This window comes from Mesorhizobium sp. M0664, assembly GCF_040320565.1.
Classification (GTDB): Bacteria; Pseudomonadota; Alphaproteobacteria; order Rhizobiales; family Rhizobiaceae; genus Mesorhizobium.
Genome location: NZ_JAMYPW010000002.1, coordinates 269,152 through 290,211, shown reverse-complemented (window position 1 = coordinate 290,211; position 21,060 = coordinate 269,152). Strand labels below are relative to the sequence as shown.

The 21,060-nt window shown below is 63.6% G+C and carries 20 protein-coding genes; 14 read left to right on the top strand and 6 right to left on the bottom strand.

From position 1 onward, the window contains the following. Positions 1–51: 51 nt before the first annotated feature. The gene (locus NKI39_RS04140) at positions 52–1,209 is read right to left on the bottom strand and encodes a fumarylacetoacetate hydrolase family protein (protein ID WP_352473385.1); all 1,158 of its coding nucleotides are present in this window, start codon (positions 1,207–1,209) and stop codon (positions 52–54) included. A gap of 225 nt (positions 1,210–1,434) precedes the next feature. On the opposite strand from NKI39_RS04140, the gene NKI39_RS04135 reads away from it, so the two are divergent. From NKI39_RS04135 to NKI39_RS04100, 8 genes are all read left to right on the top strand, one after another. After that, positions 1,435–2,718, top strand: coding sequence for an NAD(P)/FAD-dependent oxidoreductase (locus tag NKI39_RS04135; protein ID WP_352830778.1), 1,284 nt, complete (start codon positions 1,435–1,437; stop codon positions 2,716–2,718). A gap of 84 nt (positions 2,719–2,802) precedes the next feature. Continuing rightward, positions 2,803–3,690, top strand: coding sequence for an ABC transporter permease (locus NKI39_RS04130; RefSeq protein ID WP_352830777.1), 888 nt, complete (start codon positions 2,803–2,805; stop codon positions 3,688–3,690). Further along, positions 3,687–4,565 (top strand): ABC transporter permease, encoded by an 879-nt coding sequence (locus tag NKI39_RS04125; RefSeq protein WP_352830775.1) that lies wholly within the window; start codon positions 3,687–3,689, stop codon positions 4,563–4,565. The genes NKI39_RS04130 and NKI39_RS04125 overlap by 4 nt, the downstream gene beginning before the upstream one ends. Then, a complete protein-coding gene (locus NKI39_RS04120; RefSeq protein ID WP_352830774.1) occupies positions 4,550–5,620 on the top strand; it encodes an ABC transporter substrate-binding protein in 1,071 nt (356 codons plus the stop codon). The genes NKI39_RS04125 and NKI39_RS04120 overlap by 16 nt, the downstream gene beginning before the upstream one ends. Before the next feature lie 81 nt (positions 5,621–5,701). Then, positions 5,702–6,310, top strand: a complete 609-nt coding sequence (locus tag NKI39_RS04115; protein WP_352830772.1) for a cupin domain-containing protein — start codon at positions 5,702–5,704, stop codon at positions 6,308–6,310. Further along, a complete protein-coding gene (locus tag NKI39_RS04110) occupies positions 6,300–7,385 on the top strand; it encodes an ABC transporter ATP-binding protein (RefSeq protein ID WP_352540135.1) in 1,086 nt (361 codons plus the stop codon). Before NKI39_RS04115 ends, NKI39_RS04110 begins: the two co-directional genes overlap by 11 nt. Before the next feature lie 34 nt (positions 7,386–7,419). Then, on the top strand, positions 7,420–8,847 hold the full coding sequence (locus NKI39_RS04105) for an aldehyde dehydrogenase family protein (protein WP_352830770.1): 1,428 nt from the start codon (positions 7,420–7,422) through the stop codon (positions 8,845–8,847). Between the two features lie 296 nt (positions 8,848–9,143). Further along, positions 9,144–9,497, top strand: coding sequence for an ArsC family reductase (locus tag NKI39_RS04100; protein WP_352830769.1), 354 nt, complete (start codon positions 9,144–9,146; stop codon positions 9,495–9,497). 155 nt (positions 9,498–9,652) lie between these two features. Here NKI39_RS04100 and NKI39_RS04095 read toward each other — a convergent pair whose 3' ends face one another. The 3 genes from NKI39_RS04095 to NKI39_RS04085 form a co-directional block, all read right to left on the bottom strand. Next, positions 9,653–10,018, bottom strand: a complete 366-nt coding sequence (locus NKI39_RS04095) for a DUF488 domain-containing protein (protein WP_352830767.1) — start codon at positions 10,016–10,018, stop codon at positions 9,653–9,655. 57 nt (positions 10,019–10,075) lie between these two features. Continuing rightward, positions 10,076–11,332 (bottom strand): aminopeptidase, encoded by a 1,257-nt coding sequence (locus NKI39_RS04090; protein ID WP_352830765.1) that lies wholly within the window; start codon positions 11,330–11,332, stop codon positions 10,076–10,078. Positions 11,333–11,412: 80 nt separating this feature from the next. After that, on the bottom strand, positions 11,413–12,327 hold the full coding sequence (locus NKI39_RS04085; protein ID WP_352830763.1) for a LysR substrate-binding domain-containing protein: 915 nt from the start codon (positions 12,325–12,327) through the stop codon (positions 11,413–11,415). A gap of 97 nt (positions 12,328–12,424) precedes the next feature. Here NKI39_RS04085 and NKI39_RS04080 point away from each other — a divergent pair, with 97 nt between their 5' ends. The 3 genes from NKI39_RS04080 (at position 12,425) to sbmA (ending at position 15,296) form a co-directional block, all read left to right on the top strand. Next, positions 12,425–12,634 carry a hypothetical protein gene (locus tag NKI39_RS04080; protein WP_352473371.1) on the top strand — a complete coding sequence of 70 codons (210 nt, stop codon included), beginning with the start codon at positions 12,425–12,427 and terminating at the stop codon, positions 12,632–12,634. 113 nt (positions 12,635–12,747) lie between these two features. Beyond that, positions 12,748–13,902: a YbfB/YjiJ family MFS transporter gene (locus NKI39_RS04075; protein WP_352830761.1), complete on the top strand. Its 1,155-nt coding sequence runs from the start codon at positions 12,748–12,750 to the stop codon at positions 13,900–13,902. A gap of 116 nt (positions 13,903–14,018) precedes the next feature. Further along, a complete protein-coding gene (gene sbmA / locus NKI39_RS04070) occupies positions 14,019–15,296 on the top strand; it encodes a peptide antibiotic transporter SbmA (protein ID WP_352473368.1) in 1,278 nt (425 codons plus the stop codon). A 27-nt stretch (positions 15,297–15,323) separates the two neighbouring features. Here sbmA and NKI39_RS04065 read toward each other — a convergent pair whose 3' ends face one another. Then, positions 15,324–16,316 (bottom strand): polysaccharide deacetylase family protein, encoded by a 993-nt coding sequence (locus tag NKI39_RS04065; RefSeq protein ID WP_352830936.1) that lies wholly within the window; start codon positions 16,314–16,316, stop codon positions 15,324–15,326. 202 nt (positions 16,317–16,518) lie between these two features. Here NKI39_RS04065 and NKI39_RS04060 point away from each other — a divergent pair, with 202 nt between their 5' ends. Both NKI39_RS04060 and der read left to right on the top strand, forming a co-directional pair. Beyond that, complete coding sequence (locus NKI39_RS04060) at positions 16,519–17,184, top strand: tetratricopeptide repeat protein (RefSeq protein ID WP_023674063.1); 666 nt, start codon at positions 16,519–16,521, stop codon at positions 17,182–17,184. Positions 17,185–17,190: 6 nt separating this feature from the next. Continuing rightward, positions 17,191–18,624, top strand: a complete 1,434-nt coding sequence (gene der, locus NKI39_RS04055; RefSeq protein WP_352458795.1) for a ribosome biogenesis GTPase Der — start codon at positions 17,191–17,193, stop codon at positions 18,622–18,624. Between the two features lie 14 nt (positions 18,625–18,638). Here der and NKI39_RS04050 read toward each other — a convergent pair whose 3' ends face one another. Beyond that, complete coding sequence (locus NKI39_RS04050) at positions 18,639–19,556, bottom strand: LysR substrate-binding domain-containing protein (protein WP_352830758.1); 918 nt, start codon at positions 19,554–19,556, stop codon at positions 18,639–18,641. 120 nt (positions 19,557–19,676) lie between these two features. On the opposite strand from NKI39_RS04050, the gene NKI39_RS04045 reads away from it, so the two are divergent. Then, entirely contained in the window at positions 19,677–20,996 is a 1,320-nt protein-coding gene (locus tag NKI39_RS04045) for an MFS transporter (protein ID WP_352830757.1), read from the top strand. Positions 20,997–21,060 lie beyond the last annotated feature (64 nt).

Here is a 21,060-nt window from a genome sequence, read left to right as displayed (position 1 = left end):
GTAATTTCCAATCAGAGAATTCTAGAAACTATCGGATGTTAGGCTGCGGGACTAGATGAGGTCGGCCCTGGCGAGGTCGCGCATCAGGTGGCTGGCGCCGTAGGTCCAGTGTGGGCAGTCGGGCGACAGCCGCACGCGGTTGACCAAGGCGCCGAATTTCTCCGACGAGATGGTGACGATGTCGCCGACCTTGTGGGTAAAGCCCTTGCCTGTTTCGCCCCGATCCTTCGACGGCACGAACATGGTGCCGAGATAAAGTGCCAGCCCGTCGGGGTATTGATGATGCGGCCCCATGGCGGCGGCGACCAACTCTTCCGGCGAGCGGCTGATCTCGGCCATCGAACTGGCGCCCTCCAGCGAGAACCCATCCTCGCCCTCGACCTTCAGGCGTACGATCGCCTGCTTCACGTCGCCAATGGAAAACGTCTCATCGAACAGCCGGATAAAGGGGCCAAGTGCTGCCGAAGCGTTGTTGTCCTTGGCTTTGCCGAGCAGCAGCGCCGAGCGCCCCTCGACGTCGCGCAGATTGACGTCGTTGCCGATCGTCGCCCCGACAATCCTGCCGCTGCTGGCGGCAATCATGGCGATCTCCGGCTCCGGATTGTTCCATGTCGAAACCGGATGCAGGCCGACATCGGCGCCGAAGCCGACCGAGGCCATCGGCTGGCACTTGGTGAAGATCTCGGCATCGGGGCCGATGCCGACTTCCAGATATTGCGACCAGGCGCCGCGCGCAATCAGCTTGGCCTTGATCTCCATCGCTTCCGGCGAGCCGGGCTTGAGCTTCGACAGATCGTGGCCGATCAGCCCGGCGATGTCGGCGCGAATGGCGTCGGCCTTTTCCGCCGAACCGCGCGCCTGCTCCTCGATCACCCGTTCGAGCAGGCTGACGACAAAGGTGACGCCAGACGCTTTGATCGCCTGCAGGTCGACGGGGGACAGCAGGTACGGTTTCCCCGGATCGCGCGCTGTCTCGAAACTGCTGGCGGCAATGGCATCGAGCGGGCCGATCGGCCGCCCCTTGGCCGAGCGGACGTGCCCCGCCGGATCCGGCAATTCGCAAACGTCGCGCACGGTCGGCGCCACATTTGACGTGATATCGAAGACCGTGCCGTCACGCACCGTGACCACCAGCGGATGGGAAGCATCGCTCGCCCTGGCGCGGCCCACGAAGAGGCCTTCGGCGGGCAAATGTGTGGCGTTCGTCATGGCTTACATTTCCTGTTGTCTTGTCCTTCGGCCGCGGCACTTTCAACAAATTCCCGCCAAAGGTCTATCCCGCCTGCAGGACGAGCTTTGTCAATTCTTTCAAGCGGTCTTCGCATCGCTGGACCTTGATTGAGCCTGACGTGCGCCAACGGCGACGGAAAACGCTCTTTCAAAATAATGAAACCGTCGCTAGGGTTTTCACCTACTGAAATCTCCAGGTGACGCTTGCCCGTACGGTTTTCCGATCCAATCTGGCAGAAGCCGCGGACAGCCACCGCGTTCCAGTCGCTTTTTCCCGCCGGCCAATGCGTCGATGTCGTTATCGTCGGCGGCGGTATCATGGGGCTGTCGACAGCCTTGCACGCTGCCCGGCTCGGCCTTGCCGTCCAGGTGCTGGAGGCCGGCGAAATTGGCAATGGCGCATCCGGCCTGAACGGCGGTCAGGTCATTCCCGGCCTGAAATACGATCCGGACTGGCTGCTGGAGCATTTTGGTCTCGAACGCGGCGAAGCGCTCGTCAACTTTGCCGCCTCGACCGCTGACACCGTCTTCGAATTGATCCGCGACGAAAGACTGGCGGTGCCGTTCGTCCGCAATGGCTGGATCCAGGCCGCGCATACCGAGACCGCGCTGAAAGCGGCGGCAAGCCGGGATCGGCAGTGGCGGGCGCGCGGCGCCGATGTCCGGCTGCTGAGCGCGACGGAGATCGCGACGATGACCGGCGCGCAAGGCTATCTCGGCGGCTGGCTCGATCGCCGCGCCGGTGTCATCGATCCGCTCGCCTACACGTCGGAACTGGCGCGCGTCGCTGTAGCGGCGGGCGTGAAAATCGCCGAACGCCAGAACGTGATGCAGATCAGCCAGAATGCTGGCATTTGGCACGTTTCTACGGAAAGCGGCGCCGAACTCAAGGCCAAGGCGATTATCCTGGCGACCAACGCCTATACCGGCGGCCTGCTTCCCGGCCTCGCCGAGACGATCGTCCCGCTGCATTCCTTCCAGATCGCGACAGCACCGCTATCGTCCAATCTCGCGGCGGCTATCCTGCCGGAAGGGCAGGCAGTGTCGGATTCGCGCCGCATCCTCGTCTATTACCGCAAGAGTGCCGATGGCCGGCTGGTGCTCGGCGGACGCGGCCGCATGGCCTTGCCGAACGGCCCGGCCGACTGGGCGCATCTGGAGCGCGCGCTGCTGCGGCTTTATCCGGCGCTGTCAGACATTGCCATTGAAAAGCGGTGGTTCGGCCGGGTGGCAATGACGCCGGACCATCTTCCGCATATCCACGAGCCAGAGAAGGGTCTGCTGGCGGTGGTTGGCTGCCAGGGCCGCGGCATCGGCCTGATGACCGCGCTTGGCGAGCGCATCGCCTCCTATTTGTCGAGTGGTGACACCAGGCAATTGCCGTTCCCGGTCTCGCCGATCCGACCGATCCCGTTTCACGCCTTTCGGCAGGTCGGCGTTGCCGCGACCATCGCCTGGTACCGGATGCTGGACGCCTTCGAACGCTGACGTTCATGCCCAAGCGTGAAACAGCTTGACAATTTCACAAATATGAAAAAAGCTTAATCGATTTCAAATTTCGATGGAGAGCCGATGTCGACCATCGTCCTAACGCAGTCGCTGCCGGAAACCCGGTCTTCGCCGGGTTTTCGCTTCGCCATGCTGCTGCCCGGCGGGTTGGTCACCTTCTTGCTGATCCTTTTCGCCCTTGGCCTGGTGTTCTTTCTCGCCTTTCGCGGCAATGACGGCTCGCTGCTGGGGGCTGGTTTCACCCTTGCGAATTTCGTCACCGTGGCCACCGATCCGCTGTACTGGACGGTGACGCTGCGCTCGCTGGGCATCGCCGGCCTGGTGACGCTGGCAACCGTCGTCACCGCCTATCCCGTTGCCTACTATCTGGCCTTTCACAGCGGGCGGCGGCGCGGGCTGCTGTTGTTCCTGCTGACCCTGCCGTTCTGGACCAGCTATCTGCTGCGCGTCTTCGCCTGGAAGATCGTGCTTGCCTATAATGGCGTGCTGAACTCGGCGCTGATCGAAAGCGGCATCTGGTCGGAGCCGACATTGGCCTTCCTTAATACGCCGGCAGCGGTCGTCGTCACGCTCGCCCACGCTTATGCGCCGTTCGCCATCCTGCCCATCTATGTGGCGCTGGACACCATCCCGAAATCGTTGCTCGAGGCCGCTTCCGATCTCGGCGCAAAACCGTTCACCAGCTTCCGTCGCATCGTGCTGCCTAATTCGATGCCGGGCGTGCTGGCGGCTGCTCTCGTCGTCTTCGTGCCGACCGTCGGCGATTATGTGACGCCGGCGCTGGTCGGCGGCCCTGCCAGTACAATGATCGGCACACTGATCCAGGCCGAGTTCGGCAAGGCCAATGACTGGCCGTTCGGCGCCGCACTCGCCGTCGCCGTCATGCTGGTCATTCTCGCGGTGGTGCTGGTGGTGCGCTTCGCCGACCGGCGATACGGCAGCCGCACATGAACACGGCGCGCCTGGACGCAAAGCAAGGCGGCGGCTGGCTCGGAGCCTACGTCCTTGCCTATCTGGTGTTCCTGTATCTGCCGATACTGCTGATCCCGCTGTTTTCCTTCAACAATTCGATCCAGGCGGCATTTCCGCTGCAAGGCTTCACGCTTGAGTGGTACGGCACACTTTACGGCAATTCGGCGCTGTCCGGTGCGCTTGCCACCAGCCTCGTCATCGGCGCCATTGCCGCCACCGGCGCAACACTCTGCGGCATCACCGTGTCCTATATCGACCTCTACGGCCGCTCGCCGCTGGCCGCCACGATCAGTGCCATTGCGCGGCTGCCGATCCTGATCCCCGGCGTCATCGTCGGCATCTCGCTGCTCATCCTGGTCAATCTCGCCGGTTTCGGGCCGTCGCGCATTGCCATTTTGCTCGGCCATATATTGGTGGCGCTGCCGACGACGGTGGTGGTCATGCGCAGCCGCTTCGCCGCCATCCCGAAGACCATCCGTGAGGCAGCGCTCGACCTCGGCGCCTCGGACTGGACGACCTTCAGACGGGTGATGCTGCCGCTCAGCCTGCCCGCCATTATTTCGGCGTTCATGCTGGCCTTCCTGACCTCGTTCGACGAGTTCATCGTCGCCTTCTTCCTTGCCGGCACCGAGCCGACGCTGCCGCTTTATATCTGGAGCCAGCTGCGCTTCCCGAAATCGCTGCCGACCGTCATGGCGCTCGGCACGGCGATCCTGGCCGTGTCGTTCGTCATCGCCGCACTCGCCGAAATCCTGCGCCATCGCGGGCTTGCCGCCACCCGGCGGCCAGCGCCCGCCAGCCTGTCAAAACCAGAAGAAACCGAAAGAGGAGAACTGCAATGGCATTCGACTTGAAATCGATAACGGCAAAGACAACGAAAACCGGACTGGCTGCTTTCGCGCTGGCGCTTGCGTCGACTGTCGCCTTTGCCGGCGACAAGCTGCAATATTTCACCTGGTCGGGCTACGAGCTGCCCGACTTCAACAAGAGCTTCCTCGCCGCGCACCCCGATGGTGTCGAAGCCTCGATGTTTGGCGACGACGATGACGCTTTCACCAAGGTCAAGGCTGGCTTCCGCCCCGACATCGCGCACCCTTGCTATGACAAGGTGGCGCGCTGGAACAAGGAAGGCCTGCTGCAGCCGATCGACACCAAGCGCATCAAGAACTGGGATTCGATCTTCCAGGTCTTCAAGAACCTGCCCGACCTGCAGGCCGGCGACGGCAAGGTCTGGATGGTGCCGTGGGACTGGGGCAATACCTCGATCCTCTACCGCACTGATCTGGTGAAGAACCCCGAAGCCAGTTGGAACCTGCTCTGGGACAAGCAGTATGCCGGGCGCATGGCGACCATCGATGCCGTCCACGACACACCGGTGGTGGCGGCCCTTCTGGCCGGCGTCAATCCATTCGACATGACACCGGAACAGATGGACAAGGTGGCGGAAAAACTGCGCGAGCAGCGCCCGCTGCTCTCGAACTACACCACCGACATGACCTCGGTCGAACAGGCACTGGCGAGCGGCCAGCTGGTCGCGGCCATGACCTGGAACGCCTCGGCCACCTCGCTGAAGAAGCAGGGCGTGCCTGTAGAGTTCATGAAGCCGAAGGAAGGCATGCTGACCTGGGCTTGCGGCTTCGTCATGCTCAAGGACGCCAAGAACGTCGATCTTGCTTATGACTTCATCAACAGCCGGCTGGAAACGGATTCCGGAAAGTATCTGATCCAGGCCTACGGCTATGGCAGCTCGACCAGCTCGGCTTTCGCCGCCGTGCCGAAGGAGGAGTTGGAGAAACTGCAGCTGCCTTCCGATCCCGAGGTGATGCTGAAGACCACGATCTTCACCGGACCGATGAAGCAGAATGACGAACTCGCCAAGATGTTCGAGAAGGTCAAGGCAGGCGGCTGAGTTCGCTCTTCCTTCTCCCACAAGGGGGAGAAGGGAAGACCACGCGGCGCCGGCCAAAAATACTGTAACAAGGACGAACGAATGGACATGCTGGACGAAGCGGCTGAGAAGCCGAAGGACGACGCCGACGTCAGGGTCGGCCGGCGCGTGCGAGCGCTCAGGCTGGAGCGCAATCTCTCGCTGGCCGAACTTGCCGCCAAGGCCGGTGTCTCGATAGGTGCGCTAAGCCAGATCGAGCGCGGCATGTCGTCATTGCGGGTCCGCGTGATCTGGCCGCTTGCCGCCGCCCTCGATATAGAGCCGTCAGCGCTGATCGCTGACGGCAAGGATGTCGGCAACGATCTTTATTGTGTGCGCGCCAACAGCCGGCGTCAGATCCCGGTCAAATCGGAAGGCATCGCCAAGGCGCTGCTGTCGCCGCCGGCCGCCACGCTGACCGGCATGCTGGTGACCGTTGACGCCGGTGGCGGCACCGCCGAAGCTTACGCCCATGCCGGCCATGAATTCGGCTTCGTCCTGTCGGGCGAGGTCGAGCTGGTGGTCGATTCGACCAGATACGGGCTGAAGGCCGGCGACAGCTTCGCCTTCAGGAGCACGTTGCTGCATGCCTTCCGCAATCCGGGCAGCGAGCACTGCCAGATCCTGTGGGTCAACACCACTAAGCCGTCCGAGGTTCGCGATGGCGCCTGATCCTCTCGTCCGGCTGGACAAGGTCTCCAAGATTTTCCCCGGCGGCATCGTCGGGCTCGACGCCGTCGATCTTGACATTGCCCGCGGCGAGTTCCTGACCTTGCTCGGACCGTCCGGCTGCGGCAAGACCACCAGCCTGCGTGTCATCGCCGGCTTCGAGAGCCCGTCGAACGGCAAGGTCCTGCTCGAAGGCCGCGACATCACGGCGCTCAGGCCCTTCGCCCGTCCTGTCAATACCGTGTTCCAGGACTACGCGCTGTTCCCACACATGAACGTTGCCGAAAATGTCGGCTTCGGCCTGTCGCTGCGCAAGCTCTCCGGTGCCGAACAGGCAAAGCGCGTCGGCGCAGCGCTCGACATGGTCGGCCTTGCCGAGAAGCCCGGCGCCCGCGTGTCCGAATTGTCGGGTGGCCAGCGCCAGCGCGTCGCACTTGCCCGCGCCATCGTCTGCGAGCCGCGTGTGCTGCTGCTCGACGAGCCGCTGTCGGCGCTCGATGCGCATCTGCGCGAGCAGATGCAGGTCGAACTGAAGCGGCTGCAGTCGCGGCTTGGCACCACTTTCGTCATGGTCACGCACGACCAGACCGAGGCGCTGTCGATCTCAGACCGCATCGTCGTCATGAACAAGGGCCGCATAGAGCAGATTGCGCCGCCGGCGACCCTTTACGACCGGCCCGCCACCAAATTCGTCGCCAGCTTCATCGGCACCATGAACCTTCTGCAGTCGCGCTTTGTCGGCCGCGATGGCGAGCGCTTGCGGTTCGCCGCCGGCGCCCTGCCGCTGGAAGCGGTTTCGGAGACGGGCGAACTGCCTGGCGAGGGCACGGTGCGCACCATCGGCGTGCGTCCGGAGGATCTTTTGGCGACGACCGAGGCCACGGCCGGCACTGTACCGGTGCGGGTGAACAGCATCGTCTTTCACGGCCGCACCTTGCGCCTTCATGCAGAGTTGGGGCAGGGGACACAGGTGGTGATCGACGCGCCGCGCCGGACAGAGGGTTTTCAATTCAGCGTCGGCGACGTGGCGCATATCAGCCTGCGCCGTGGTGCCAACTGCCCTATGCTGCCTAGCTAGTCTCACTCATTTCCACAAAACCGGAGCACGGCCCATGAGCAATCATCTCAATTTTTTCATCGGCGGCAAATGGGTCGGCCCGGTGGTTCCGGCAACGCTGGATGTGATCGATCCGTCCACTGAAGAGGCCTACACCAAAATCTCGGTCGGCTCGAAAGCCGATGTCGACAAGGCCGTGGCTGCAGCCAAGGCGGCATTCCCGGCCTTTTCGCAAACGACCAAGGCCGAGCGCCTGAAGCTGCTGAAGCGTATCCTCGACGTCTACAATGAGCGCTACGAGGACATCGCCCAGGCGGTCAGCCAGGAAATGGGCGCGCCGATCAGGTGGGCGCGCGAGGCGCAGGCCTGGGCGGGCAGGGCGCATATGGAAGCCACTATCAAGGCGCTGGAGGATTACGAATTCAGCGAGAAGCGCGGCACCACCATGGTGGTCAAGGAGCCGATCGGCGTCTGCGCGCTGATTACACCGTGGAATTGGCCGCTCAACCAGATAGTCTGCAAGGTGGCGCCGGCCATCGCCGCCGGCTGCACCGTCATTTTAAAGCCTTCCGAAATCGCGCCGATCAGCGGTATCATCTTTTCCGAGGTGATGGACGCCGCCGGCACGCCGAAGGGCGTCTACAATATGGTGAATGGCACCGGTCCGGATGTCGGCCAGGTCATGGCTGGCCATCCCGACGTAGACATGGTCTCGTTCACCGGGTCGACCCGGGCCGGCATCATCGTCGCCAAGACGGCGGCCGAGACCGTCAAGCGCGTGGCGCAGGAGCTCGGCGGCAAATCGGCCAACATCGTGCTGCCCGACGCTGACTTCGAGACGGCTGTGCGCAAGGGTGTCAACGCCTGCTTCGGCAATAGCGGCCAGTCCTGCGATGCGCCGACCCGCATGCTGGTGCCGGCCGGCCGTCACGACGAGGCGCTGACGATCGCCAGAAAGGCCGCCGAACGGCACAAGGTCGGCGACCCGCGCTCGGAGGAGACCAAGCTCGGGCCGGTGGTCAGCAACGTCCAGTTCGACAAGATCCAGCGGTTGATCGAGGCAGGTATCGCCGAGGGTGCGACGCTGGTCACCGGCGGCCCCGGCCGGCCGGAACACCTCAACCGTGGCTATTATGTGCGACCGACCGTTTTCGGCCACGTCAGGCCTGGCATGACCATCGAGAAGGAGGAGATTTTCGGGCCGGTCCTGTCGGTCATCTCCTACGATGACGATGATGATGCGGTGAAGATCGCCAACGACACCGTCTATGGCCTGGCTGCCTATGTGCAGTCCGGGGATATCGACCACGCCCGCAAGATTGCCAGCCGGCTACGCGCCGGGCAGGTGTCGATCAACTATCCGGAATGGGATACGTTCGCGCCCTTCGGCGGCTACAAGCAGTCCGGCAACGGCCGCGAATACGCCGACTGGGCGATCCACGATTTCCTCGAGATCAAGGGCATCATCGGCTACGGCGCCTGAGCGTTCAACATTGGCATTACGCCAACGTCAAGTTTGTTGCGAGCGTTGGTGCCTCGGCACCGGCGTTCGGTTGAACGGCCACGACGGCTTCGTGGCCGCAATGTGAGTGCGAAGCAGGGTCGCCTCAGATCGTCTTGAGATAGCCGGCCAACTGATCCGCCACCGTGCCCCAGCCGTCGTGAAAGCCCATCTCCTCGTGACAAGCGTGAAAATCGCCGACGGCCGGCGAGGCCGCTGGAAAAGTCAGAGGCGCGGTTTTAGGGTGCCGCTAGATTCGACCGGTCCGAGGATCCGTTTTGACGATCACCATGTACGGCATTACCAATTGCGATACGGTCAAGAAGGCGCGTTCCTGGCTGGCGAGCCATGATGTTGCCTATCGCTTTCACGACTACAGGGTAGACGGGCTTGAAGCGGATCGGCTGAACGGCTGGTCAGGCAAGGTCGGCTGGGAAATCCTGCTCAACAAGGCGAGCACAACGTTCCGTGAACTGTCGGACGAGGACAGACTGGGCTTGGACGAGAACAAGGCCAAGGCGCTTATGCTGGCCAAACCGACGATGATCAAGCGTCCGGTGCTGGAACTTGGCGACAGGGTTCTCGTTGGCTTCAAGCCTGATGTTTATCAGCAGGCGGTGAGTGGGAAATAGGACCGACCCGCCATGATCCGTCGCGTCCCCCTCTGTCCTGCCGGACATCTCCCCCACAAGGGTGGAGATTGGCAGCTTCGGCGCTCCGCTCACCACTGCGACCTTGGAGATTGGCGATAGCCGGCGACATGCCGCCGGCCTGCATATTGATCGTATCAAACGCTTGTGGTTTTCCCACGCAAATAGCTCGCCAGCGCCACCGCGTTATTGTGCTCCTCGTCATGCGCGCCGTAGAGCAGCGTCACCCGGCCTTTGTCGACCAGAGCGCACAGCTGGCCGACCGCCTCGCCGTTCCGGTCGAGCTCATCGCGGTATCGCCGCTGGAACTCCGCCCAGCGCGCCGGCTCATGGCCGAACCATTTGCGCAACCCATTGCTTGGCGCGATGTCCTTTAGCCATAGCGTCAGCGCCGCGTCCTCTTTGCGGACGCCGCGAGGCCATATGCGGTCGACGAGCACCCGCTGCCCGTCATCGGGCGCCGGCGGCTCATAGATGCGCTTGACCGCGAGCTCCATTGCCAACTCCGCATGGGCCAGCAGGCGCCGCTGCTTGCCAGCCTTCGTTTAGAGATCCCGGGCCTAAACCCACTCGCCCTTGCGCATCACCGGCACGCGGCTGCCGTCCTTATGGACGCCGTCTATGTCGATCTTGTCCGAGCCGATCATCCAGTCGATGTGGATGAAACTCTTGTTGCCGCCGCGCACCGCGATCTCGTCCTGGCCGAGCGAGGCGCCGTCGACGAAGCACTTCGAATAGCACTGGCCGAGCGCGATGTGGCAGGCGGCGTTCTCGTCGAACAGCGTGTTGAAAAACAGCAGCCCGCTCTTGGCGATCGGCGAGGAATGCGGCACCAGTGCCACCTCGCCGAGACGGCGCGAGCCTTCGTCGGTGTCGAGCACCTTTTGCAGCACATCCTCGCCCTTCGTGGCCTTGGCCTCGACAATGCGGCCCGCCTCGAAACGCACCGCAATGCCATCGATCAGGGTGCCCTGATAGGACAGCGGCTTGGTGCTGGTGACATGGCCTTCGACGCGCCTTGCATGCGGCGTGGTGAAAACCTCTTCGGTCGGGATGTTGGGGTTGCAGGTGATGCCGTTCTTGGCGGTCGAGGCGCCGCCCATCCACTCGTGGCCGTCGGCCAGCCCGACGGTCAGGTCGGTGCCGGGGCCGGTGAAATGCAGCGCGTGGAAATTGTGGCCGTTCAGCCATTCGGTGCGGCTCTTCAACGCCGCATTGTGCGCCGTCCAATTGCCGATCGGGTCTTCGACATCCACCCGCGAGGCGGCAAAGATAGCGTCAGCGAGCTTGGCCACGGCGACGTCGTCGGCGTCGTCCGGGAATACCTGCTTGGCCCAGGCCTGATCGGGATAGGCGACGATGTTCCAGTTGATGTCGAAGCCGGTGATCTTCTCCAGCGCCGGCTGGTAGGCCATCGAATTCGCCTTGTTGGCACGCGCCACCTTTGCCGGGTCCTGAGAAGAAAGCAGCGACGGATCCTCGCCGCGCACGGCGAGCCTCGCCGCATTGTTGGCGAAAGCTTTTGCCATGCCTTCGTAGAGCCAGCCGGCGGCGCGGTCGAAACCGGCGTCGGCGCCGTAGCGGAAGCGCGCGAGAGTGATCTCATCGTCGTTGAAGATCGGCGTCACCAGGCCGGCACCTGCCTTGTAGGCGTGCTCGATGATCCGCCGCGTCAGAGGCAGCGCGGCAATAGACGAGGTCAGCACCAGATCCTGCCCCGGCTGCAATTGCAGCCCGACCTTGACGGCGACCTCCGCCAGCCTGTCGAGCTTCACCGGGTCGATGCTTGCGGAAACGCCGCGCGAATGTGTGGTCATGATCCTGCCTGCCGTGATTGGGGACTGTTTCTTACATAGACCGGCGCTGCCGACCTTTCCACCGTGATGTGCCGGCAGGTCTAGCTGACGCTCTCGAGCGACCTGAACTGCGCCATCGTCGCCTCGATCTCTTCGCGGATCCAGGTCTTGAAATCCCTGACTTTGCGGCTTTCGCCCTTGCTGGCCGAAGTTACCAGCCAATAGCCGAGGCCGCTCTGGGCGCGTATGCCGAACGGCGCGACGAGACGTCCGTCGGCCAGTGCGTCGGCGGCCAGCAACTGCCAGCCGAGCATGACGCCGTGACCGGCAATCGCCGATTCCAGGCACAGCATCGGATCTGTGAAGCGCGCGCCCTTCATGAAGGTGACCGGCTTCACCCCGGCCGCTTCGAACCAGCTTTCCCAACTGATCATCGACCTTTCGTCCGTGATCGCACAGGTCAAAGCAAGGTCCTCGATCGATCTCAGCTTGCTGGCGATCACCGGTGCACAGACCGGAAACACCTCCTGCGCCAGCAGCAATTCGGCCCGCCCGCCCGGCCATTTGCCGTCGCCGAGCCGAATGGCGACGTCGATGTCCGAACGATCGAGATCGGCAAGCCGCACCGAGGCATCGATGCGCAGGAGCACGTTCGGATGGCGGGCAAAATGCCGCGACAGCCGCGGCAGCAGCCATTTCGAGGCGAAAGCCGGCGCCACCGAAACCACCAGCGTGCACTCCGAGCTTTCATCGGCAAGCGCCATCGCCTGCGCAAGTTCGCGAAACCCTGCGCTGAGCCGCGCGGCAAAGGCGGTGCCGAATTCCGTCGCCACCAGGCCAGCTGGCGTTCGTTCGAACAGCGCCCGGCCGAGCTGCTTTTCTGTCCGGTTGATCTGCTGGCTGACGGCGCTGACCGAGACGTTGAGCTCGCCGGCCGCCGCCGCGAGCGAGCCCAGGCGGGCAACGGTTTCCACGGCGCGCAAGCCGTTGAGATGGACGCGGTTCAGAGTAGCCATACAGTTTTTCTAAACTGGAGCGGCGGAAATCTCAATTGCCAGACGCTAACGAACGGCGGATTCTAAGTGGGTTACGCAGAGTGAGGAGGCAAATCCGATGAAGATTTTATCATGGCTCGGCGCCTTTTCCCCGATCGGAACGCAGCCGCACCGGCATGACAGCGAGGCCATCAATTGGGTGACCGATCCGCTGTCGCATCCGGTGCTCGACACCATGTCGGAGCGCGAACTCGCCGACATGCCGTTCAGGCTGACCGCGCGTCGTACCCGCTTCGAGACGGCCCCGCCAAGGACCTGCTGCGGCTGAACAAGGACTTGCTGGCACTTCAGGTGAGCCGGCCGCCGACGCGGCTGCGCAGCCCTTCTGGCCCAATAAAAGGCGGATTGTCTCGCCGGCAGGCGCACCTATGGTGCACCGCGATGAACATCGCTTCGCCTTTGCGCCTGGCAATCGCCGGCATGATCGCCCTGGCCGTCGCCATGGGCATCGGCCGTTTCGTCTATACGCCGATCCTGCCCGGCATGATGGAAGAGCTCGGCCTGTCGCCGGCCGATGCCGGCTGGATCGCATCGGCCAATTATCTCGGCTACCTCGTCGGCGCGCTTGCCGCCACCGGCGGCTGGGCGCAAGGCCGCGAGCGCCAGCTGATGCTGGCCGGCCTTGCCGCCACCGCGATCCTCGCCGGCCTGATGGGCCTGAGCGGCACCATGCCCGGCTTTCTCCTCATCCGCTTTCTTGCCGGCCTCGCCAGTGCCTTCGTGCTGGTCTTCATGACCAGCATCGTTTTCGGTCATCTCGCCGCGGCCGGGCGAAACGACCTGCAGGCGCTGTATTTCGGCGGTGTCGGCCTCGGCATCGCGGCATCCTCGGCGCTGTTGGCGCTCCTCGTCACCGAACATGCCGGCTGGGCGGCGGGCTGGCTGTGGTCGGCGGTGATTTCGGCCTGCGGCTTTGCCGCCGTCGCCTTGCTGGCCGGCGGCACCTCGGCCGCGAACAGCACCACCGGGAGCGAGCCGGCACTGCCGAAAGACCGGTCGCTGGTGAAGATCATTGTCGCCTACGGCCTGTTCGGCTTCGGCTATATTGTCACGGCAACGTTCCTGGTCGCCATCGTCCGCCAGGGCGGCGGCGGCCGCGTCTTCGAGGCCGTGGTCTGGATGGTCACCGGCCTTGCCGGTTTCCCCTCGGTCTGGCTGTGGCAGAAGCTTACGGCCAGGATCGGGCTCTATGCCACCTACGCACTGGGGTGCCTGGTCGAGGTGGTCGGCGTCAGCGCCAGTGTCGTCATGGGCGGGCGCACCGGGCCGCTGCTCGGCGGCCTTCTTGTCGGCGGCACCTTCATCGCCATCACCGCGCTTGGCCTGCAGGCCGGCAGGCAGCTTGCTCCGCAAGCACCACGCCGGATGCTGGCGGTGATGACGGCCGCCTTCGGCCTCGGCCAGATCATCGGCCCGATCGTTGCCGGGCTGCTTGCGCAGGCCTCGGGCAACTTTTTCCTTGCCTCGATCGTGGCCGCCGCCGTCCTGCTCGCTTCCGGCGCGATCGCCTGGTCGGCTGCGCCAAAATCGCCATGATTATGGTCTTGCTCGGTTGCGGGCATCGGGCACGGGCATTTTCTTTCCCACTAATGTGTGACTTTATGCCCGCTGACCAACGCCGCTGATTTGCGCCGACCGAGGATTTCGCCACAGTGTTCGTATCGTTTTTTCCGCAGCCGAAGCTCTTTTTCACCTCGGCCGCCGTCTGGAGTGCGGTCATGGTGGCCGTGTGGTTTCTCGGCGGCGACCAGCTAGGCGCTTTGGTCGGATTTCCCCTCCCTGCAGCGGACGCGGCGCCGATCATTGGCGTTTCCGTTTTCTGGTCGCCTCCGTTCCTTTGGTTCTACATCTATTTTACACTTGGTGTGCTGCTCTTTTACGCCTTCTGGCATTGGTATTCCCCGCACCCGTGGGACCGCTGGTCGATCCTTGGCAGCTCGCTGATCTTGTTCACGACCTATTTTCAGGTTCAGGTGAGTGTAGCGATCAATGCCTGGTACGGGCCGTTCTGGGATCTGATCCAGGGCATTGTGAGCAAAAGTGTGAAGGCGACAGAGTATGATGTTTATGCGCAGTTAATAACTTTCCTCGGCATCGCTCTGGTGGCTGTTACTGTTTACGTTCTGACAAATTTCTTTGTAAGCCATTGGGTGTTTCGCTGGCGGACAGCGATGAACGACTACTACATGTCCTATTGGCCTAGGGTGCGGAGCATCGAGGGAGCTTCCCAGCGCGTGCAGGAAGACACGATGCGCTTTTCAAAGATCATGGAAGATCTTGGGACCAGCTTTATTGATTCGATAATGACTTTGATCGCCTTCATGCCGATTTTGCTTGCCTACTCAAAGCACATTACGGCATTGCCTTTCATCGGTCAGGTGCCGCAGCCGTTGGTCTTGGCTGCGATCTTCTGGGCGATGTTTGGGACGGTATGCATTGCCACCGCCGGCATAAAGCTGCCCGGCTTGCAGTTTCGCAACCAGCGCGTCGAAGCCGCTTACCGCAAGGAACTTGTTTATGGTGAGGACGATCAGTCCCGAGCGCAGCCGCCGACCGTTTCCGAATTGTTCGGAAATGTGCGCCAGAACTACTTCCGGCTCTATTTCCACTACGTCTATTTCAATGTGGTCCGCTATCTCTACTTGCAACTAAATACCATATTCCCTCTTTTTTTGATGACTCCTTCGTTGGTCGCCGGAACCTTGACGTTGGGTCTCGTCAACCAGGTCAATTCCGCGTTCAGCCAAGTGACCAGCTCGTTCCAATATCTTGTTAATTCCTGGTCAACGATCGTTGAGCTCTTGTCAGTCCACAAGCGGCTGCGAGCGTTCGAAGCCACGATCAAGGGCGAGCCGCTGCCGGCGATCGACCAGCACTATCTGGAACGTGAGCAAGCCGGGCTGCGTCCTGAGGACCAGCCGGCAAGCTAAGACTGGCGGGCGGCGGGCGCTTGCGGCTCAGCCGCCCACCGCCGCCTGCCTTTCGCCTCGCCGCGAAACATAATCGTGAAAACTGATGCACTCGACGTCCGCTTTGATGCAGAGCTCGCCGGCAAAGCGTTCCAGCGCGTTCCAGTAGGCGCCGTCATTCATCAGCGTGAAGTGGAAGCCGAGCTCAAGCGGAATGCGCTTGCCCTGGTATTGCGCATCGAAGGCGGCGCGGAACGCGTTATAGGTCCGGTCAGCGAACTCTTCCGCCATGCTCGGCCGCTCGAAGCCGCCGGAATGTCTGACATAGAGATTGTAATCCATGGCGATCACCCGCCTTGAGCTCGGCCCTTCCGGGATCTGCGGCAGCGAAAAGCGCGTGATGCCGTTGACGGTCGGTGGCTCAACCGGCCCACGCGAAACGCCGCTTGCGTCGAGCAGGAAACCGGCCGCGGGCAGCGCCTCGTAGAGCGCCTTGTTTGCCGACAGATAAGGCGCGCGAAACCCGACCACCGACTTGCGGGCAAAATCGCGCCAGCCCTTCGGTTCAGGAGCAATGCCGTTGATCGAATAGGCGTTTTGGAGAATATGCTTGAACGAGCCGAACTCGCTCAGCCAGTCGGCCTTGCTCCAGTCCTTGCCGTCGAAATGGCCGCAGCCATGGCTGCCGATATCGTGGCCTTCCGAGGCGGCGAGGTTGATCTGCTCGAGCCGGTCGGCGACTTCCTGTTTGGAGGCGGCAAAGCCGATGTTCGATTTGCCTTCTGTCTTGCCGGGCGCGGTGTATTCCTTGCGCGTCTCGAGCGACAGCAGGAATACGCAGGAGACGAAATAGGTGAAATGCGCACCCGTGCGTGCGGCCAGCGCCCGGCTGCGCTGCCACTGCGAAATGTCGCGGGCGCTGTCGAATGAGATGATGACGATCTGCTTCGGTTTTGCCGGCGGCGCCGGCGGGTCGGCAAAAGCCGCGCCGGCAGCAAACACGGCAATGGAAAACGCAACAACGCGGGACAAACGGGGCAAAGGCATCTGACCGGGTCAAGGAATGTAGAAGCGACGCCTACCGGTGAAATATGGCACGGGTACGATCGACCTGTCGGCCGCCGTTGGCGGCGACTGCCTCGTGAATAGGCGATTTTCCTGCCGAACCCCTTCCATGCCGGCAAAATTTCGCTAAAACGCGGGCTCATCAACCGCCCCGCCCGGGGCATGAATGGTTTTGATCATGTCGGACGACAGTTTTATCCGCGAAGTCAACGAAGAGATTCGTCGCGACCAGGCGCATGCGCTGTGGGACCGTTTCGGTCCCGCCTTGCTCGTGCTGGCCGTGCTGGTGGTGCTTGGCACTGCTGCTGTCGTCGGCTACCGCTATTGGGACGAGACCCGCGCCAACCGCTCGGGCGATGCTTTTTCGCAGGCGCTCAAGCTTGCCAATGACGGCAAGAACGACGAGGCGCTTGCCGCTCTGGAGGCGTTGGAGAAGGACGGCTACGGCGCCTATCCGCTGCTCGCCCGCATGCGCGCGGCAACCGTCAAGGCGGACAAGGGCGACGTCGACGCCGCCGTCAAGGATTTCGACGAGGTCGCCGCCGACACCAAGATCCCCTCCGGCATTCGCGACATGGCTCGTCTCAGGGCAGCGCTGCTTCTGGTCGACCACGGCTCTTTCGCCGATGTCTCCAGCCGCGTCGAGGCGCTCACCGCCGACACCAACACGCTGCGCCATACGGCGCGCGAGGCGCTTGGCCTTGCCGCCTGGAAGGAAGGCAAGGCGGCGGATGCATTGAAGCTGTTCGACCAGATCGCCGCGGATGACGGCGCCCCGCGCAACACGCGCGAGCGGGCGACATTGATGTCCGAGCTGATCCGCGGCTCGGGCGGCGTGTCGTGATAGTCCATGACCTTCAAAGTCGCCATCATCGGCCGGCCTAACGTCGGCAAATCGACCCTTTTCAATCGGCTGGTGGGAAGGAAGCTGGCGCTTGTCGACGATACGCCCGGCGTCACACGCGATCGCCGCGTCCATGCCGCAAAGCTCTACGACCTGCATTTCGACGTCATCGACACCGCCGGCTTCGAGGATGCGGCTGCCTCGACGCTGCCCGGCCGCATGCGCGCCCAGACCGAGATCGCCATCCGCGAGGCCGACCTGATCTTTTTTACGATCGATGCCAAGTCCGGGCTGATGCCCGACGACAAGACGTTCGCCGAGATCGTGCGCAAGTCCGGCAAGCCGGTTGTCGTCGTTGCCAACAAGGCCGAGGCGCGCGGCGCCCAGGGCGGCATGCTGGAGGCCTGGGAGCTCGGCCTTGGCGAACCGATCCCGGTCTCGGCCGAACACGGCCAGGGCCTGCCCGATTTGCGCGACGCGGTGATCGCGGCACTTGGCGAGGCGCGCGCCTTCGGCGAGGACGAAGAGGCCGGCGAGGATGAGGTCGCCGCCAGCGAGGTGCTGATCGGCGAGGACATCACCGACCCGGACGCCGAGCCGAGCTATGACGACACCAAGCCGATGCGCATCGCCGTCGTCGGCCGCCCCAACGCCGGCAAGTCGACGCTGATCAACGCGCTGATCGGCGAGGAGCGGCTGCTGACCGGTCCTGAGGCCGGCATCACCCGCGACTCCATCTCCGTCGACTGGGACTGGCATGGCCGCCGCTTAAAACTGTTCGACACCGCCGGCATGCGCCGCAAGGCCAGGATCCACGAAAAGCTCGAAGTGATGTCGGTGCAGGACGGCTTGCGCGCCATCCGCTTTGCCGAGATCGTCATCATCGTGCTCGACGCCACCATTCCCTTCGAGAAGCAGGATCTGCAGATCGCCGACCTGATCATCCGCGAAGGCCGTGCCCCGGTGATCGCCTTCAACAAATGGGACCTTGTCGATCATCCCCAGGAGTTGCTGGCCGAGCTGCGCGAAAAAACCGAGCGGCTGCTGCCGCAGGCGCGCGGCATGCAGGCGGTGCCGGTGTCGGCCGAGACCGGGCGTGGCCTCGACAAGCTGATGGATGCCGTCATCCGGACGCATCGAGTTTGGAACAGCCGTGTGTCGACCGGCAAGCTCAACCGCTGGCTGGAAGGCATCCTGGCGCATCATCCGCCGCCCGCTGTCGCCGGGCGTCGGCTGAAGATCAAATATGTCACGCAGGCCAAGACGCGGCCGCCGGGCTTCGTCGTCTCCTGCTCACGGCCGGATGCGATGCCACAATCCTACGTCCGCTATCTCTCGAACAGCCTGCGCGAGGCTTTCGACATGCCCGGCGTGCCGATCCGCATCGCCTTGCGCACCTCGGACAATCCTTTCGCCGGCAAGGCAAAGAAGCGCCGCTAGGCGCCACTTCTCCTTTACGCCACTTTGCGCAAGACAGGCGCCGATTGCGTCTGCGGCAACGCTTCGAGCGCTGCCTGCAGCAGGATGTCGCCAAGCCGCGCCGCGACCGCGTCGGGCTCGGCCTCCTTGCGATGCAGGAACAGCGCCATCTTGGGCAAGGCGGGCAGCCCGGCGATCTCCGGCGTCATCGCCCTGACGCTGGCCGGCAGGCCGATATCGGTGCGGATCGTCAGTCCGAGCCCGGCGGCGACGGCTGCCCAGATGCCGCCAAGGCTCGGGCTGGAGAAGGCCATCCGCCATGCCAGGCCGGCGCGGTCGAGCGTTTCGGTCGCCACGCTGCGCAGCAGGCACGGCGCTTCGAGCGCCACCAGCGGCAACGCCTCGCCATCGCGCAGGCTGGTCTCGATCTGTTTTTCCGGGCCGATCCAGCGCATCTGGACGTCGGCGACATGCCGGCTGTAGGGCAGCGTCGCGCCATTGTGCCAGGCAAGCGCGATATCGAGGCTGCCCGAGATGATCCGTTCGGCCAGCTCGTGGCTGCGTGCGATCCTGGCCTCGATCTTGACCTTGGGATGGGCGCGGGCGAAGCGCCCGAGCACCTCCGGCAGCACCGCCTCGCCGAAATCCTCCTGTAGCCCAAGCCGCACCCAACCCTCCAGCTCGACATCGTGGATGGCGGAGGCGGCCTCGTCATTGAGCTCGATCAGCCGCCTCGCGTAGCCGAGCATGGTCTCGCCCGCGTCCGTCAGCGCCAGGCCACGCCCAGATTTGCGGAAGATCGGCATCGCCGCCTGCTCCTCCAGCTTCTTCAATTGCGCACTGATTGCCGAGGTCGAGCGGCCGAGCCGGTCGGCGGCCTTGGCGAAGCTGCCCAGCTCCATGCCGGTAACGAAGCTGCGCAGAACGTCGAGATCGAATGTCACGCGTCGCATGCCAATAATCCTGATATTCGGGACATTACGTCAAAAACTTCCTGATATTCAGTACGAAGCTATGGCGGTAGAGAGAGCGCGTCAAGACCGAATGCAGCCGACCCATGCAGGAGCTGAACCATGTCCGCTGTCGCCACACGAGCAGAATGCAAACCGCTTCGCCCGGCCGCCGTTACCACCCCGTCAGAGGCGGCGGTGCTTCGAGCCAATCATCGCTGGAAGGTGCTGGGCATCGGCGTCGCCGCCAATGCCTGCTTTTCCGCGACCTTCTCCGGCATTCCGGCCACGGCGGTGTTCCTGCGCTCGGGCTATCATCTCTCCAATGGCGAGCTCGGCCTGGCGCTTGGTCTTCTCGGCCTGGGTGTGGCGCTGAGCGAATTGCCGTGGGGGCTGCTGACCGATCGCTGGGGCGACCGCCGCGTGCTGCTGACGGGGCTCGGCGCAACCGCGGTCTGGCTGCTTGTCATGGCCGCGCTGGTCGTGCCGTCACCGGCCCATATTCCCGGCATCGCGCTTCTCGCCGCTGCCCTGCTGGTCACCGGATTGCTCGGCGGCAGCGTCAACGGCTCCAGCGGCCGCGCCATCATGGCCTGGTTCGGCGAAGGCGAGCGCGGCTTTGCCATGAGCATCAGGCAGACGGCGGTGCCGCTTGGCGGCGGGCTTGGCGCGCTGGTGCTGCCGTCGCTCGCTTCGGCCCATGGCTTCACGGCGGTCTTCGGACTGCTGGCGGCTGCCTCCGCGGTCTCGACCTCGCTCGCCTGGCGCTGGCTGCATCAGCCGCCGGCGCATGACGACGCCCGTTCGAGCAGCGCGGCAAAGCCGGCCGGCCCGGCGCCGCTGCGCAACCCGGCCGTCTGGCGCATCGCGACAGCCATTGGCCTGCTTTGCTTTCCGCAGGTGGCGGTGCTCACCTTTGCTTCCGTGTTCCTGCATGATTTCGCCGGCATGGGAACAGCCGTGATCAGCGCCAGCCTCGCTGCCGTGCAGGTCGGCGCCATGGTCATGCGCGTCTGGAGCGGCCGCTACACCGACCGTCACGGCAACCGCCGGTCGTTCCTGCGTCTGTACAGCATGCTGAGCGTGGCCGCCTTCACCGTGCTTGCGGCGCTCGTCTTGTTTTCGGGCCAATTCTTGTCAGGCCAAGCGCCGATGCTGTCGCCGGCGATCGTTGCGATGCTGGTCGTGGCCGGCGTCTGCGTCTCCTCCTGGCACGGCGTTGCCTACACCGAGCTTGCGACGCTGGCCGGCGCCAGCCAGGCCGGAACGGCGCTCGGCCTCGCCAACAGCCTGGTCTTCATCGCCTTCTTCCTGGTGCCGATCGCCATTCCCGGGCTTCTCGTGCTCTGCTCGTGGGCAGGCGTCTGGCTGGGTGCGGCTATTTGCGCGCTGATCGCGTGGCCGATCTTTCTTCCGCCAACGGATAGCCGCAAAAGCGCCTGACTTCGACACGAGATGGGAAAACAACGTTCTAAGCTGTTAACGCCCCATCAAGGTTAATGCATCA